The following is a 15,022-nucleotide window of genomic DNA, read 5'->3' as shown; positions in this document are numbered from 1 at the left end:
GTTGTTATTGGGGTGTGCCATGGCGTTCGATTCCGACACGAGAAGTCGGGAAAGTAATAGAAATTTTCGGGTAAAGATCTGGGGTGCGCGGGGAACGCTTCCCGTTTCAGGTGAAAACTTCCGAAAATACGGCGGGAATACCATCTGCATCGAGGTAAGATGCGGTGATCACGTTCTTTTGTTCGATGCGGGTTCGGGCTTGCATCCCGCTGGCCTTGCCTTGCGGGCGGAAGGCATCACCGACGTCAACCTGTTTTTCTCGCATTGTCATTATGACCACATTGTCGGCTTTCCCTATTTCAAACCCTTTTATAACAGCTCCAACGATGTCGCCATCTGGTCGGGGCACCTCGCCGGCACCATGACGACCCGGGAAATGCTCAAGGACTTCATGAGCCCGCCCTGGTTTCCCGTTCCCTTGGAGATTTGCTGCGCCAGGATCGCAACGCGGGACTTCAAGGCGGGCGATGTACTCGATGTGCATCCTGGCCTTTCAATCAGAACCGGAATGCTCAATCACCCTGGCAACGCCGTCGGATACCGGCTTGACTGGGAAGGAAAGTCGCTGGCCATCATCACCGATACCGAACATGAGCCGGGCAGCATCGACGAAACCGTGCTCGACCTGATCAGGGACGTCGATCTTTTCCTTTACGACGCCATGTTCACCGATGACGAAATGGGCCTCTATCGCGGTTACGGCCACTCCTCCTGGCAACAGGCAATCCGGCTCGCCAAACTTGCCGGCGCAAAAAATGTCGGCTTCATCCACCACGCCCCAAGCCGCAGCGACGAGGAACTGGATAGTATCGAAAAACAGGCGAAAGCCCTGTTCAGCGGTGCATTTGCGGCCATGGACGGCCAGATCATCGAACTCTGATCGCAATTGGCTCCCGCGAAGGTTTGGCCTGTTCGACCGTTTTTTTAAAGTCCTGATTCAACATCTTTTGCCATGCGGGTATTCGAACACGCACAATTGACCGTTTCCGATCAATTGCTCCACGATATTGCCACGAGACACCCTGCAGTAAGGATGCCATCACGTACGACATGATGATTCTGCGCCGAATGACCACATGATGGGATTTGCATGATCCGTTTCTTTTCGGAGACCAATTTGAGACGCGCCCGGATTTTATCCGGCCTCATCATATTGGCTTTCGTATTTTCCCATCTTTTCAATCATTCCCTCGCGCTCATCTCCATCGACACCGCCGAACGGGCGCGAAAATGGTTCAGCCTGATCTGGCTCAACCCCGTCAGCAGCCTGCTTTTTTATGGCTCGGTTGTCGTGCACGTCTGCCTCGTTCTGCGCTCGCTCTATCAGCGCAGAACGCTGCGCATGCCGCTTCGCGAAGCCCTTCAGGTCATCCTCGGCCTGTCGATCCCGTTTTTGATCATCGGTCATGCCGTCAATATCCGCGTATCGCGCATGCTTTACGGCATCGACATCGGCTATTACTCAGTTGTTCGCCGGCTCTGGATCAACAACCCCGTGGGAGGAGCGTGGCAAAGCCTTGCCCTGATCGTCATATGGGTTCACGGATGTATCGGCCTGTATTTCTGGCTGCGATACCGGGACTGGTATCCGAGAATTGCCGGACTATTCATGACGGTAGCGGTGATGCTGCCACTTCTGGCGCTGCTGGGCTTCAGCGATGCGGGCCGCTGGCTGGAAGAAGTCGATAAAAAATATGCGCTCCCCCCGGGGCTTACCGATACAACCGTGCAAAGGGACGAGATTCCGCTGCAGCGGGAGATGGAAACGCAGATCCAGTTCATCACCGGCGCGACAGAGGCACTTTTCGCCGGTGCCGTGATGCTCGTCTTCATGTTGCGCGGCGTGCGAAGCTGGCGGCAGAGATCGACGGCTATCGAAATCCGTTATGAACATGGTGTACAGGCGCGCGTTCCGGCCGGACTGAGCATCCTTGAGGCCAGCAGGCTGACCGGCATTCCGCATTATTCCGTCTGTGGCGGCAAGGGACGCTGTTCCACCTGCCGGGTGAGGGTTCTCGGCAGTAAAGGGCCGCTTCCGCCTCCCGGAGACATCGAGCAAACCACGTTGCGACGCATCCATGCCGATTCGGACGTGCGGCTCGGCTGTCAGTTGCGCCCTGTGCACGATGTCCAGATCGCGCTTCTCGTCTCGCCACCGCAGCAGAGCGACCTGCCGGCGGATGCACAGGCGGCCCGGCCCGGTAAGGAAGAGGAAATCGCCATCCTCTTTTGCGATCTGCGCAACTTCACCACGCTTTCCGAGGCCAAGCTGCCTTACGACGTCGTGTTTCTCCTCAACCGCTATTTCACCATTGTCGGCCAGGCCGTCGAGCAGGCCGGAGGCCATCTCGACAAATTTATCGGCGATGGCGCCATGGCCCTTTTCGGACTGGGCGATGACGCGGAAAATGCCTGCCGCAACGCCATGAAAGCAGCCGCAATCATATTGCGGGAGCTTTCGATCCTGAACGAAGGGCTGGAAAAACAATTCGCAGTCCGGCTGGAAGTGGTGGTTGGAATTCACTCTGGTCCGACCATCGTCGGCGTCATGGGATATGGCGCCGCAAAAACCCTGACGGCGATAGGCGATACCGTCAACGTGGCAAGCAGGCTCGAATCCAAGGCCAAGGAGTTCGGCGCCGCAATCGTTGTTTCCGAACCGGCCATCATTCAGGCGGGACAGGAGATTGCCGACCTCAGAAGCGAACAAATCGCCATTCGCGGGCGCAACTCGCAAATGAAGGTCTTCCTGCTCTCGAAAGAAGAGAGCGAGCGCTATTTATGAGATCGCTCCGATACTTCTGGTGGAGCAACCGGCTTCAAATCTTGCGATAGAGAAAATAGCGGTCCGTCGGCACGCTTGCCGGCACCGGCAACGGCTTCAGCATGGAATGATCCAGAGGCAGGCCGCTGACCGCGATGCCACCTTTTACCAGCATACCCGCAGCAAGATCGGGCAACCATGTGAGGGTGACCGCATCTTTTTCCGGATAGCCCGTGCCGATATCGGCATGCACGAATGCCGCTTCCGTGCCGACGAAAGCCGGAGCGGTTTGCGATATTTCACCAATCACCAGATCCTCCTGCGCCGGAACGGAGGAGGCATGGGCACCCATGGCCCTGTCGAAAGCGATGATGCGGCGGTTGGGGAACAGCTCCTGGAGGTGATTGAAAGTGCGCCCGTTTCCAAGGCCGATTTCCATAAGCGCCCCTTCGCCCGGCAGATCGAGATCGGCTGCGACATGGTTGAGGATATCCCGCTGCGCGGTCAGACGGCGAATGAAACTATCGAGTCGGCTCATGTTATCAGGCCTTGATGATGTGTTTTGCGGAAATATCCCGACGCGCGAAGACATTGCGTGTGTCGATGATAAGCGGCGCCCATTCGCTTAGAGCAGCATAATCGACATTGTCATGGTCGGTGGCAACGAGAACGGCGTCGAAGGCGCCGATCGCCTGCCTGTCCCATGATACGGATTTCATCCCCATCAGGTGGCTATATTCCCGGGTTTTCGGGATTTCGGCCACGTGGGGATCGAAATAGGCCGCTTCGCCGCCACGCTCCTGAATAAGCTCGATGAGCTTCAGCGAGGGGCTTTCGCGAATGTCAGGTACGTTCTTTTTATAAGCGAGACCGACGACCAGCACCTTCGAACGGCTGAGCGCCTTGCCGGAATGAATATCGAGCGCTTCGGCAACCCGCCCGATGACGTGACGGGGCATACCGGTATTGATCTCGCCGGCAAGCTCGATGAACCGCGTCGGCAATTCATATTCGCGGGATTTCCAGGTGAGGTAGAAAGGGTCGATCGGTATGCAATGGCCGCCAAGACCCGGGCCGGGATAAAACGGCATGAAACCGAACGGCTTGGTCTTCGCCGCATCGATCACTTCCCATATGTCGATACCCATGGCCTCGTAAACGACCTTGAGTTCGTTGACCAGCGCGATATTGACGGCACGGAAGACGTTTTCGGTGATTTTCACCGCCTCGGCCGTGGCATTGGTAGACACAGGGACGATCTTTTTGACCACCGAACCGTAAAAGGCCGCCATCAGCTTACCGGCCGCATCGCCATCGCCGGCAACGACCTTCGGAATGGTCGAGGTCTCGAAATCGCGATTGCCGGGATCTTCCCGTTCTGGCGAAAAGCCGATGAAGAAATCGACACCGGAGACGAGCCCGGTACTTTCCAGGATGGTCTTCACCACGCCGTCCGTCGTGCCGGGATAGGTGGTCGATTCCAGAACCACGAGTTGCCCCTTGCGCAGATGGGCGGCAATATCGCGACAGGTCTTTTCGACATAAGAAAGGTCCGGCTCGCGATATTTTGTGAGGGGCGTGGGCACGCAGATGGCAATGACATCGCATTCGGCAAGCCTGGAGAAATCCGAGGTGGCGACAAAGCCGTCATCCTGTCTCACACTTGCCAACACCTCGTCCGAGACCGCTTCGATGTAGCTGCGCCCGGCCTCGATCGCGGTAATTTTACCGGGATCGATATCGAAGCCGACAACCTTGAAACCGCCTTTGGCGATTGTCATGGCAAGCGGCAGACCGACATAGCCGAGGCCGATCACCCCCGCTTTGGCGCTTTTGTTTTCGATGCTGGAAAGCAGGGTTTTGGAAATGTCTGGGGAAGTCAAAGCGTCTCACGCTCCGCGCATGTGCAAAAGATGCCTTTCAGTTGGGCAAGAATGACGGACCTGTCAAGGCTCGGCCCTTTCAAATTCCGGTTGACGCCCGAGCCACCGGCAACGCACAACCATCGCCATGAAGATCGCCTTTTATTCGCCGCTCAAATCGCCCAACCATCCCGTTCCCTCCGGTGACCGGCTGATGGCCCGCCTGTTGATGAAAGCGATGACGATGGGCGGTCACGATGTTTCCGTCGCCTCGCAACTGCGCAGTTTTCTGAAACAGGCGGATGACTCGGCAAGGGCCTTGCTCGCCGATGAGGCCGAGCGCGAAATCGAGACCATCACGCGGCGCTGGCGACGGGAGGGCGTGCCGGATCTCTGGTTTTGCTACCACCCCTATTACAAGGCCCCCGACTTGCTCGGACCGGAACTGGGCAGACGTTTCCGCATCCCCTATGTCACCGCCGAAGCGTCCTATTCGCCCAAGCGGAATGGGATGGGATGGCAGGCGGTTCAGGACGGTTTGCTGGCCGCATTGAACGCCGCCGCCATCAATATCTGCTTCACCGCGCGGGATCGTGAAGGGCTGGTGCGTGCCTCTCTCGCCCTTCGCTGGGCGATGTTGCGGCCCTTCATCGACGCCGAGGCCTTTCTCAGAAACACACCCCGACCGACACCTGCAAGGCTCATCACCGTCGCCATGATGCGGCCGGGTGACAAGCTCGATAGCTATCGCGCCCTTTCTGAAGCGCTCACCCTGTTGCCGCAAAATCTCGACTGGACGCTGGATATCGTCGGTGACGGACCGGAACGCGCGGCCGTGCAGGCCATGTTCAGCGCGTTTCCCAATCACCGTCTCGTCTGGCACGGGGAAAAAACCGCGGCCGAAATCGCAACGCTTCTTTCAAAAGCCTCTCTCTATGTCTGGCCGGGCCATGGCGAGGCCTATGGTCTCGCCTATCTCGAAGCGCAGGCCGCCGGCCTGCCCGTTGTGGCCGAAGAAGTGGCCGGCGTCCCCGAAGTGGTAAAATCCGGCGCCACAGGATTACTGACACCAGAAAATGATAGAGCCGCCTATGCCGATGCGATTAAAACCCTGCTCGGCAACGGCAGACAGCGCGAAGAACTGGCACGGGCGGCCCGGCAATTCGTCAGGAACGAACGGTCTCTGGAAAACGCCGCGAAAGAACTGAACCATATCCTGCTGCAAGCAAAGGCGCGAACATCATGAGTCTGGAAAAACTCGTTGCGGCACTGGACGAATGCGGGCGGCGCGGCATATCCGCCGATCTCTGGCTCCGGGACGACGATGCGGTGGAGCCGACACAGGCGCTCGACACGCTGCTCGATCTTTGCGGCGGCTTTTCCGTTCCGGTCACGCTCGCGGTCATTCCCGAGACAACGACAGGCAGGCTCGCGCAGCATCTGGATGCGTCTGATATCGCCCAGGTCGCCGTCCATGGCTGGTCCCATACGAATTATGCCGGCGAGAAGGAAAAGAAACAGGAACTCGGATCGCATCGCGATCCGGCCGTCGTTCTCGATGAATTGCAATCCGGACTGGATAAACTCCATGACTTACATGGCGGACGTTTGGTGCCGATGCTCGTGCCGCCGTGGAACCGCATAGATGCCGGTATCGTGAAGGCCTTGGCGGGCCTCGGATATCGTGCCCTCTCCGTTTTCGGACCGGAGAAAACCACCCTGCCGCCCTGCCTGAACACCCATGTCGATGTGATAGACTGGCACGGCAGCCGCGGCGGCCGCGACGACAACGTGCTTTTCGCCGAAACCGCCGCCCGCATCCTGAGCGCCGCCGAAAACGGCGGCACGACCGGCATCCTTACCCATCATCTCGTGCATGACGACAATGTCTGGCGCTTTCTGCGACGGCTTTTCGAGGTGACCGCCAAGCATCCGGCCGCTCGCTGGCGTTCTTCGAAAGACCTGGTCGAGGACATCTCACCATGATTTCCAGGCGATCAGCAGCCCGCTCGCCTCAGTGGAAAGTTTCCACCTGACCGCTTCTACCGTCTCAAAGGGGGCGCGGTCGGGAAGGGACGCGGCAACGAACCCCGCCGGCGCGAGGCTGATGCTGCCCGCCCGGGCGACGATGGTGAAGATCAAAGGACCGGTCGACCACCAGGCGGGCGCACGCGGCATGTCTTCGATAATCCCGGGAAAGGCTTCAAGCATCCTGCTGAAAACCGGATGCCTGGCCGGAGCCGCGATGAAGGAATTGGCAAGCAGCATGCTGCCCTGCCCCGTGTCCCGCGGCGTCTTTTCGTCAAACGCCGTCAACCCCGCCAGAGGCAGGAATGTATCGAAGCTCACATCGTCCCGCGCCGGATACCAGTCGCAGTCGAGATAGATGCCGCCAAACCGCTCCAGCAGGATATAACGGGCCACATCCACCGCGCCCGGATAATCGCCCTTGTCCAGCATGGTTTTGAAGACGCCGTTCGAAAACACCCCTTCACGCTCAAGATCGGCCTCCCGCCAGAGGCGATAGTCGTAACCGTGGTTCGAAGCGTGGGCGGCCCATGCCTCAACCGACACCGGCGCGGCTTTTTCCCCGATCCATATCTGGTGGATGAGCCTTGGCACATCCTCATGGCTTTTAAGGCTGATCGTGCGGCGTTCTTCCGTGGAAAACCGCGCATATTTCTCCAGCACCTGCGGGGGTGGAACAAGCGTATATTGATAACCGATCTTGGCGACCATATCGCCCTCGGCCTTGGCGAGGCGCAGCCGGGCCGCATGCAGCCGGCGCGGCAGGCCGAGCACCGTTTTCTCACCCATCAGGTGGCCGTCCTTTGCTGCAACCAGCGATAAGAGAAGCGCATTGGCTTCCGCATATTGGCCGCCATTTTGCAACTGCCGGGCTTTATCCAGCTGGGCATCATAATATTTCTTGTCGGACATGGATCCTCATCCAGAAACGCTCGTTAACATATCGCCAAACAAAAGGCGTCAGGCAAGCCATCGTGTTTCGGAAGCCGGCTTTGAATTTGCTAAACAATTCGATGTTTCAGAGGCATAGACAGACAACAAACCCTGCGATAACGTGAATTTAAGCCCTCCTGAACAAATTGTCACAAGGCAACGATAAAGAGACGGCAAGGAACCCTTTGGCATGAGCGCAGGCGCAGATTTGCTCCGTATTGAAAATCTGCGGGTCACGTTTTCTCTCATGGGCGGCACCATCGATGCCGTCAGGGGCGCCAGCCTTCGCATTCTTCCGGGAAAAGTCACGGCTCTCGTCGGCGAGTCCGGCTCCGGAAAATCCGTCATCGGCCAGACCATCATGGGCATTCATCCCAAGACGGCGCGCGTGAACGGTCGCGTGCTGTTTACCGATCCGGAAAATGCCGCAGCCGGCCCCGTCGATCTACTGCAACTGCCGAAGGACGGCCGGGAAATCCGTTCGATACGCGGAAACCGCATCGGCCTGATTTTTCAGGAACCGATGACATCTTTCTCGCCGCTGCACACCGTCGGCAACCAGATCGACGAGGCGCTCAGGATTCACAGCATCCTGTCGCCTGCCGAACGTGCGGAAAAAATGTATGAAACGCTCGACCTCGTGGGGTTTTCCAAACCCAAAAAGGTCGTGAACATGTATCCCTTCGAATTGTCGGGCGGCATGCGCCAGCGCGCCATGATCGCCATGGCGCTGATCTGTCGTCCAGCACTTCTGATCGCCGACGAGCCGACGACGGCGCTGGATGTGACCATACAGGCGCAAATCCTCAAGCTCTTGCGCGATCTCCAGAGCCGCCTGAACATGAGCATGCTGCTCATCACCCACGATCTCGGCGTGGTGGCCAACATCGCCGACGAGGTCGCAGTGATCTATCAGGGCGAAATCATGGAGGCCGGCACGGTCGACGACATCTTCAAGTCGCCGAGCCATCCCTATCTCAAGGGCCTGATGGCCGCCGTGCCGCATTTCGACATGAAGCCCGGCGAAAGGCTGAAGGCGCTGCGCGAAATCAACATTGACCACGAAAGCCTCGTTGGCAAGAAAACCGCCGCCGTGAACAAGACCCCCGGTCCGCTTCTGACCGTGGACAATATCAGCAAGACCTTCACGACCCGAAAGTCCAGCTGGTTCCGCAAAGGTGACGCCAACGCCACCAAGGCGGTCAACAGCGTCAGTTTTGAAATTCGCCGCGGCGAATGCCTCGGGCTGGTGGGCGAAAGCGGCAGCGGCAAAACCACCGTCAGCAAAATCCTCATGCGCGCCGTTCGCCCGGATGAAGGCTCGGTGACCTTTCACCGGCCTGAGGGCGACATCGATGTCCTCAATGCCAGGGATGGAGACCTGAAAGAGCTGCGCTCGAAGATACAGATGGTCTTTCAGGACCCGATATCGTCGCTGTCTCCGCGCATGACCGTGGGCAACATCCTGAGCGAGCCGCTGGAAATCCACGGACGGGGCGATGCGAAATACCGCGCGGAGAAAGTGCGCAATCTCGTCAGGGCCATCGGGCTTGGAGAAAGCGCGCTGAACCGTTACCCGCACAGTTTTTCGGGTGGACAGAGGCAGCGTATCGGCATTGCCAGGGCATTGGCGCTCGGTCCCGAGCTTGTCATCTGCGACGAACCCGTTTCCGCACTCGATGTCTCCGTGCAGGCGCAAATCCTCAATCTGCTGAAGGATTTGCAGCAGGATCTCGGGCTCACCTATCTCTTCATTTCGCACAATCTCGCGGTGGTGGACTATATGGCCGACCGCGTGGCCGTGATGTGCGAGGGCCGTATCGTGGAGCTGGCGCCGCGCGAAATCCTGATGCGTTCTCCGGTTCACCCCTATACCAAATCCCTGCTGGCGGCCGTGCCTTTCCCCGATCTCGACCGTCCGCTCGATTTCCGCACCATCGGCAAGATCAGCGCGACGGGCAAATTCGACTGGGGCAAACAGTTTCGCGACGAGGGTGATGGCGACATGATTTCCGCCGATCTCGGCGAAGGCCATTTCGTGCTTGCAAACGGCAATGCGGATATTCGGGAGCTTCGCCCTTGATCACGCGTCGCACCACCCTTGCCCTCCTGGCCTCCGTCTTCCTGCCGGCTTATGCCCGGGCTGCCTATACCGACCCCAGCTATTTCAAGGAAAAACGCGAAAAGGGCGAATTGCCCGACGTCGCCGAACGCCTGCCGAAAAACCCGCGCGTCATCGACATGAAAGCGCTTGGCCGCGAGCCGGGAAAACATGGCGGCTCGGTGCGCATGCTCATTGGCGGCCAGCGCGATATCAGGCTCATGCCGATCAGCAACTATGCCCGCCTTGTCGGTTATGACGAGAAATTCGAGCTTCATCCGGATATTCTCGAAAGTTACGACGTTGAGGAAGAACGCATCTTCACCTTCAAGCTGCGCGAAGGCCACAAATGGTCCGACGGCAGCGATTTCACCTCCGAGGATTTCCGCTATTTCTGGGAAGACGTCGCCCTCAACCGGGAAATCCACAAGGGCGGCCCGCCGATCGAACTTCTGGTCAACAGCAAGCCGCCGTTGATCGAGGTCGTTGATCCGTTGACGGTACGCTACACCTGGGATGGTCCGAACCCGGATTTTCTGGCGAAACTCGCCGCCGCTTCGCCGGCGCGGCTGTTTTTGCCCGCCGCCTATATGAAACAGTTCCACGTCAAATATCAGACGGCGGAAAAGCTTGCCAAGCTGATCAAGAAAAACAAGACGGATGACTGGAGCGGGCTGCATATCAAGATGTCGCGGCAGGTGCGTCCCGAAAATCCCGACCTGCCGACGCTGGATGCCTGGCGCAACACGACCGCGCCGCCGGCCGAACAATTCGTCTTCGAGCGTAACCCCTATTATCACCGGGTCGACGAAAACGGCCTGCAACTGCCCTATCTCGATCGTTTCCTGCTCAACGTCACCTCGTCCGATATCATCTCGGCCAAGACGGCATCCGGCGACAGCGACCTGCAATATTTCGGCCTCGATTTCGCCGACTACACCTTTTTGAAGGATGCCGAAAAGCGCTTTCCCCTGAAGGTGAACCTCTACAAGCGCTCTCAGGGTTCACGTATCGCGCTGCTGCCCAATCTGAATTGCGCCGACCCAGTCTGGCGCAGCGCTTTCCAGGATGTCCGCGTGCGCCGGGCGCTGTCGCTCGCGATAAACCGGCACGAAATCAACATGGTCTGCTTTTACGGGCTGGCAAAGGAAAGCGCCGATACCGTTCTGCCGGAAAGCCCGCTTTACCGGCAGGAATTTGCGGACGCCTGGAGCGCCTTCGACCGGGCGGCGGCCAACAGGCTGCTTGATGAAGCCGGTCTCGACAAGCGCGACAATGCCGGCCTTCGGCTCCTGCCGGATGGTCGTCCGGCCTATATCATCGTCGAAACGACAGGCGAGAGCACGCTCGAAACCGACGTGATGGAACTGGTGACGGATCACTGGCGGCATATCGGCATTGCCGTTTCCGTCCGCCCCACCCAGCGCGATGTCTTCCGCAAGCGCGCCATGGGCGGCGAGGTGCTGATGTCGGTATGGATGGGCATGGACAATGGTGTGCCGACGCCGGACATGCTGCCTTCCGGCCTCGCGCCCACCGGTGATGACCAGCTGCAATGGCCGGTCTGGGGCGTGCATTATCTTTCCGGCGGACGCGAGGGCAAGGAGCCCGATCTGCCGGAGGCGGCGCATCTGCTCGATCTCCTCAAGAAATGGCGCAGAAGCGTCACCGAACAGGAGCGCGAAGCCATCTGGCTGGAAATGCTGGGTATTTACACGCAGCAGGTGTTTTCCATCGGCATCGTCAACGGCGCGCTGCAACCCGTTGTCCATGTCAAACGCATGCGAAACGTGCCGGACAAGGCGCTTTTCGGTTACGAGCCCACATCCTATCTCGGCGTCTATATGCCGGATAGCTTCTGGTATGACGGAGACGCCTGATATGCTGCGGTATATTGTAAAGCGCATCCTCGTCATGATCCCCACGCTGATCCTGATCTCGATGCTGGTCTTCACCATCATCGAGCTGCCGCCGGGCGATTATTTCGAAAGTTATGTCGCCGAGCTGCGCGCCATGGGCGAAACGGCGAACCTTGCCGAAATCGAGGAACTGCGCGTCCGCTACGGTTTCGACCAGCCGGCCCCGATCCGTTATTTCCGCTGGGCGACCGGCATGCTCGTCGGCGACTTCGGTTATTCCTTCGAATATCAGCTGCCGGTCAGCGATGTGGTGGGAGACCGCCTCTGGCTGACGGTTCTCGTCTCCTTCGTCACCATCATCGTCACCTGGATCCTTGCCTTTCCGATCGGCATCTACTCCGCCACGCATAAATACAGCTGGGGTGATTACGGGCTCACCTTTCTCGGCCTGCTCGGCATCGCCATTCCCAACTTCATGCTGGCGCTGATCCTGATGTATTTCGCCAATATCTGGTTCGGCATCTCCATCGGCCATCTGATGGACCGGGAATATCTGAACCAGGCGATGAGCTGGGCAAAGTTCAAATCGATCCTCGAACATATCTGGATCCCCGTTCTCATCATCGGAACGGCGGGCACCGCCGGCATGATCCGCCGCCTGCGCGCCAACCTGCTGGACGAACTGCAGAAACAATATGTCGTCACCGCCCGCGCCAAGGGGCTGCACCCCTTCAAGGTGCTCACCAAATATCCGCTGCGCATGGCGCTGAATTTCTTCATCTCGGACATCGGCTCGATCCTGCCCGCCATCATATCAGGCGCGGAAATCACCGCCGTCGTCCTGTCGCTCGAAACCACCGGCCCCATGCTCATCCGGGCGTTACAGAGCCAGGATATGTATCTGGCCGGTTCGTTCCTGATGTTCCTCGCATTCCTGACGGTGATCGGCGTTCTGGTGTCGGATATCGCCCTTGCCATACTCGATCCGCGCATCCGCTTCGGAGGTGGTAACGTCAAATGACTTCATCCATTCCGAAACCCGGCGAAGCGCTGCCACATTATGTCTCCACCGCACCGTTCGACCCGTCGCTGATCGAACCCAACACGTCGGGAATGGCGGCCTTCAGCAAGGCCTCACAGCTCCGCCTCATGTGGTGGCAGTTCCGTCAGCACAAGATCGCGGTATGGTCCGGCGCCTTTCTGGTGGTGCTTTATCTTTCGATCCTGATCAGCGAGTTTCTCGCACCCTATAATCTCCACACCCGCAATATCGAGCATATTTACGCGCCGCCGCAGGCCATTCACCTGTTCAATGACGGAAAATTTGTCGGCCCCTTCGTTTATGGCCGGGAAATGACGCTCGACATGGACAATCTGCGGCGCGTCTATCGGGATGTGCCGACGGATATCCAGCCGCTGCGTTTCTTCTGCAAGGGCGATACCTATCGTTTCTGGGGCATGTTCGAGGGCAGAACCCATCTCGTCTGCCCGGCGGAGGGCGGTGAATTGTTCCTGCTCGGCACGGATCGTCTCGGCCGTGACGTGCTGTCCCGCATCATCTATGGCGCGCGCATTTCGCTGACCATCGGCCTTCTCGGCGTCGCCATGAGCTTCGTTCTCGGCATTGTGATCGGCGGTCTGGCGGGTTATCGCGGCGGCACCTTCGACCTGATCGTCCAGCGCATCATCGAGGTGCTGCAATCCATCCCGAGCATTCCGCTGTGGCTGGCGCTTGCGGCAATCATGCCGGTGACCTGGAGCCCCATCCTCGTCTATCTCGGCATCACCATCATTCTCGGCATGCTGGACTGGACGGGCCTTGCGCGCGCCGTGCGCTCAAAACTTCTGGCGCTTCGCGAAGAAGACTATGTTTTATCTGCACAATTGATGGGTGCCGGCACGCCGCGCATCATCGGCAGGCACCTTATTCCCGGCTTCATGTCGCATCTCATCGCCTCGGCCACCCTGACGATACCCGGCATGATTCTCGGCGAAACCGCACTGAGCTTCCTCGGCCTCGGTCTCAGGCCACCGATCACAAGTTGGGGAATTCTGCTCACGGAGGCGCGCAGCGTCAGCGTCATTGCGCTATATCCATGGCTTCTCATCCCGACGATCCCGGTCGTTCTCGTCATTCTGGCCTTTAATTTCTTCGGTGACGGACTACGTGATGCTGCGGATCCCTTCAGATAAAATGGAACACCCTTTGATAAACTGCCCTTCCGCCATCGCCTTTTTTGTGAAAGGCAAAAAGAGGTGTGGCCCATGACCTCCCGTTTGAACGACGCGCGTATCCTCATGTACAGCCATGATTCTTTCGGGCTCGGGCATCTGCGGCGGTGTCGCACCATCGCGCATGCTCTGGTGGAGGATTATCGCGGCCTCAACGTCCTCATCATTTCAGGCGCAACGATTGCCGGCGCTTTCGATTACCGCGCCCGCGTCGATTTCGTGAAAATCCCGAGCGTCATCAAGCTGCGCAACGGCGAATATACGTCCATGGATAGACATATCGATCTTCAGGAAACGCTGAAGATGCGCCGCTCCATCATCTACCACACCGCCGAAAGCTTCCAGCCTGACATCTTCATCGTCGACAAGGAGCCGATGGGCCTGCGCGGTGAGGTGGAGGAAACGCTCGCTTATCTCAAGGGACAGGGCACCAAGCTCGTCATAGGCCTGCGCGACGTCATGGATGCGCCGCAGCTGCTCGAGGCCGAGTGGAAGCGCAACAATGTCATGACCAAGATCGGCCAGTTCTATGACCATGTATGGATCTATGGCCCACCCGATTTCCACGATCCGCTGACAGGGCTCGACGTTCCGCAGACCGTGCGCGACAAGATGGATTTCGTGGGATTTCTGCAACGATCCAAAACGCAGGCCGAAACCGTGGCGCATCGGCCGGAAGGCGATTATCTTCTCATCACCACCGGCGGCGGCGGCGATGGCAGTGAACTTATCGACGATGTCATCAATGCCTATCGCCATGACAGCGAACTGACGCACAAGGCGCTGGTGGTGCTCGGCCCCTATATGCCCGCCGATCAGCGTCAGCGCTTCATGAGCAGCGTTGCCGATATTCCGCATATCGAGATCATCGAATTCGACAACCGCATGGAAGACCTCGTCGCCGGCGCGCAGGCCGTCGTCTCCATGGGCGGATACAACACCGTCTGCGAGATATTGTCCTTCGACAAACCCGCCCTCGTCGTGCCCCGCACGGTGCCGCGGGAAGAGCAGCTCATCCGCGCCAGCCGCGCTTCGGAGCTTGGCCTTTTCGACATGCTTCTGCCGGAAGATGCCGAAAACCCGGCAAAAATGGCGGCAGCTCTGAAAGCGCTGCCGAACCGCGCTCCGCCTTCCGTCAATGCGTGCGGGCTGAAGCTCGACGGTCTGGAAAACATATCGCGCCGGATCGCCGAATGGCTGCCGCCCGAGGGCGACAAGGCGCCGATCACGCTGACCGCGTGAC

12 protein-coding genes are annotated in these 15,022 nt (G+C 58.7%); 9 read left to right on the top strand and 3 right to left on the bottom strand.

Features of this window, described 5'->3' with window-relative positions:
* Positions 1–178 precede the first annotated feature (178 nt).
* The gene (locus AC5YUO_RS09280; RefSeq protein WP_400817255.1) at positions 179–880 is read left to right on the top strand and encodes an MBL fold metallo-hydrolase; all 702 of its coding nucleotides are present in this window, start codon (positions 179–181) and stop codon (positions 878–880) included.
* A gap of 210 nt (positions 881–1,090) precedes the next feature.
* Entirely contained in the window at positions 1,091–2,785 is a 1,695-nt protein-coding gene (locus AC5YUO_RS09275; protein ID WP_496153080.1) for an adenylate/guanylate cyclase domain-containing protein, read from the top strand.
* 34 nt (positions 2,786–2,819) lie between these two features.
* Here AC5YUO_RS09275 and AC5YUO_RS09270 read toward each other — a convergent pair whose 3' ends face one another.
* Positions 2,820–3,302: a class I SAM-dependent methyltransferase gene (locus AC5YUO_RS09270; protein ID WP_496153079.1), complete on the bottom strand. Its 483-nt coding sequence runs from the start codon at positions 3,300–3,302 to the stop codon at positions 2,820–2,822.
* 4 nt (positions 3,303–3,306) lie between these two features.
* A complete protein-coding gene (locus AC5YUO_RS09265) occupies positions 3,307–4,647 on the bottom strand; it encodes a nucleotide sugar dehydrogenase (protein ID WP_496153078.1) in 1,341 nt (446 codons plus the stop codon).
* Positions 4,648–4,774: 127 nt separating this feature from the next.
* Here AC5YUO_RS09265 and AC5YUO_RS09260 point away from each other — a divergent pair, with 127 nt between their 5' ends.
* Entirely contained in the window at positions 4,775–5,872 is a 1,098-nt protein-coding gene (locus tag AC5YUO_RS09260; RefSeq protein WP_496153077.1) for a glycosyltransferase family 4 protein, read from the top strand.
* A complete protein-coding gene (locus AC5YUO_RS09255; protein ID WP_496153076.1) occupies positions 5,869–6,612 on the top strand; it encodes a polysaccharide deacetylase family protein in 744 nt (247 codons plus the stop codon). The genes AC5YUO_RS09260 and AC5YUO_RS09255 overlap by 4 nt, the downstream gene beginning before the upstream one ends.
* On the opposite strand, the gene AC5YUO_RS09250 is transcribed toward AC5YUO_RS09255, so the two are convergent.
* Positions 6,604–7,566, bottom strand: coding sequence for a glycosyltransferase family 32 protein (locus tag AC5YUO_RS09250; protein ID WP_496153075.1), 963 nt, complete (start codon positions 7,564–7,566; stop codon positions 6,604–6,606). The genes AC5YUO_RS09255 and AC5YUO_RS09250 overlap by 9 nt on opposite strands.
* Before the next feature lie 211 nt (positions 7,567–7,777).
* Here AC5YUO_RS09250 and AC5YUO_RS09245 point away from each other — a divergent pair, with 211 nt between their 5' ends.
* The 5 genes from AC5YUO_RS09245 (at position 7,778) to AC5YUO_RS09225 (ending at position 15,021) form a co-directional block, all read left to right on the top strand.
* Positions 7,778–9,670, top strand: a complete 1,893-nt coding sequence (locus AC5YUO_RS09245) for an ABC transporter ATP-binding protein (protein ID WP_496153074.1) — start codon at positions 7,778–7,780, stop codon at positions 9,668–9,670.
* Positions 9,667–11,568, top strand: a complete 1,902-nt coding sequence (locus tag AC5YUO_RS09240; protein WP_496153073.1) for an ABC transporter substrate-binding protein — start codon at positions 9,667–9,669, stop codon at positions 11,566–11,568. Before AC5YUO_RS09245 ends, AC5YUO_RS09240 begins: the two co-directional genes overlap by 4 nt.
* A 1-nt stretch (position 11,569) precedes the next feature.
* Positions 11,570–12,568: an ABC transporter permease gene (locus tag AC5YUO_RS09235; RefSeq protein ID WP_400817029.1), complete on the top strand. Its 999-nt coding sequence runs from the start codon at positions 11,570–11,572 to the stop codon at positions 12,566–12,568.
* Entirely contained in the window at positions 12,565–13,740 is a 1,176-nt protein-coding gene (locus AC5YUO_RS09230) for an ABC transporter permease (RefSeq protein ID WP_065656984.1), read from the top strand. Before AC5YUO_RS09235 ends, AC5YUO_RS09230 begins: the two co-directional genes overlap by 4 nt.
* A 72-nt stretch (positions 13,741–13,812) precedes the next feature.
* A complete protein-coding gene (locus AC5YUO_RS09225; RefSeq protein WP_496153072.1) occupies positions 13,813–15,021 on the top strand; it encodes a glycosyltransferase family protein in 1,209 nt (402 codons plus the stop codon).
* Position 15,022: the final 1 nt, after the last annotated feature.

Source organism: Agrobacterium sp. LEGMi-208b (assembly GCF_059511785.1).
This window is presented reverse-complemented; position numbering and strand designations above follow the sequence as displayed.

What these genes read in the sequence shown, in the direction of transcription:
- AC5YUO_RS09275 (WP_496153080.1), top strand. Translation starts at nt 1,091, where the DNA reads ATGATCCGTTTCTTTTCGGAGACCAATTTGAGACGCGCCCGGATTTTA.
- AC5YUO_RS09270 (WP_496153079.1), bottom strand. Translation starts at nt 3,302, where the DNA reads ATGAGCCGACTCGATAGTTTCATTCGCCGTCTGACCGCGCAGCGGGAT.
- AC5YUO_RS09260 (WP_496153077.1), top strand. Translation starts at nt 4,775, where the DNA reads ATGAAGATCGCCTTTTATTCGCCGCTCAAATCGCCCAACCATCCCGTT.
- AC5YUO_RS09255 (WP_496153076.1), top strand. Translation starts at nt 5,869, where the DNA reads ATGAGTCTGGAAAAACTCGTTGCGGCACTGGACGAATGCGGGCGGCGC.
- AC5YUO_RS09250 (WP_496153075.1), bottom strand. Translation starts at nt 7,566, where the DNA reads ATGTCCGACAAGAAATATTATGATGCCCAGCTGGATAAAGCCCGGCAG.
- AC5YUO_RS09245 (WP_496153074.1), top strand. Translation starts at nt 7,778, where the DNA reads ATGAGCGCAGGCGCAGATTTGCTCCGTATTGAAAATCTGCGGGTCACG.
- AC5YUO_RS09235 (WP_400817029.1), top strand. Translation starts at nt 11,570, where the DNA reads ATGCTGCGGTATATTGTAAAGCGCATCCTCGTCATGATCCCCACGCTG.
- AC5YUO_RS09230 (WP_065656984.1), top strand. Translation starts at nt 12,565, where the DNA reads ATGACTTCATCCATTCCGAAACCCGGCGAAGCGCTGCCACATTATGTC.
- AC5YUO_RS09225 (WP_496153072.1), top strand. Translation starts at nt 13,813, where the DNA reads ATGACCTCCCGTTTGAACGACGCGCGTATCCTCATGTACAGCCATGAT.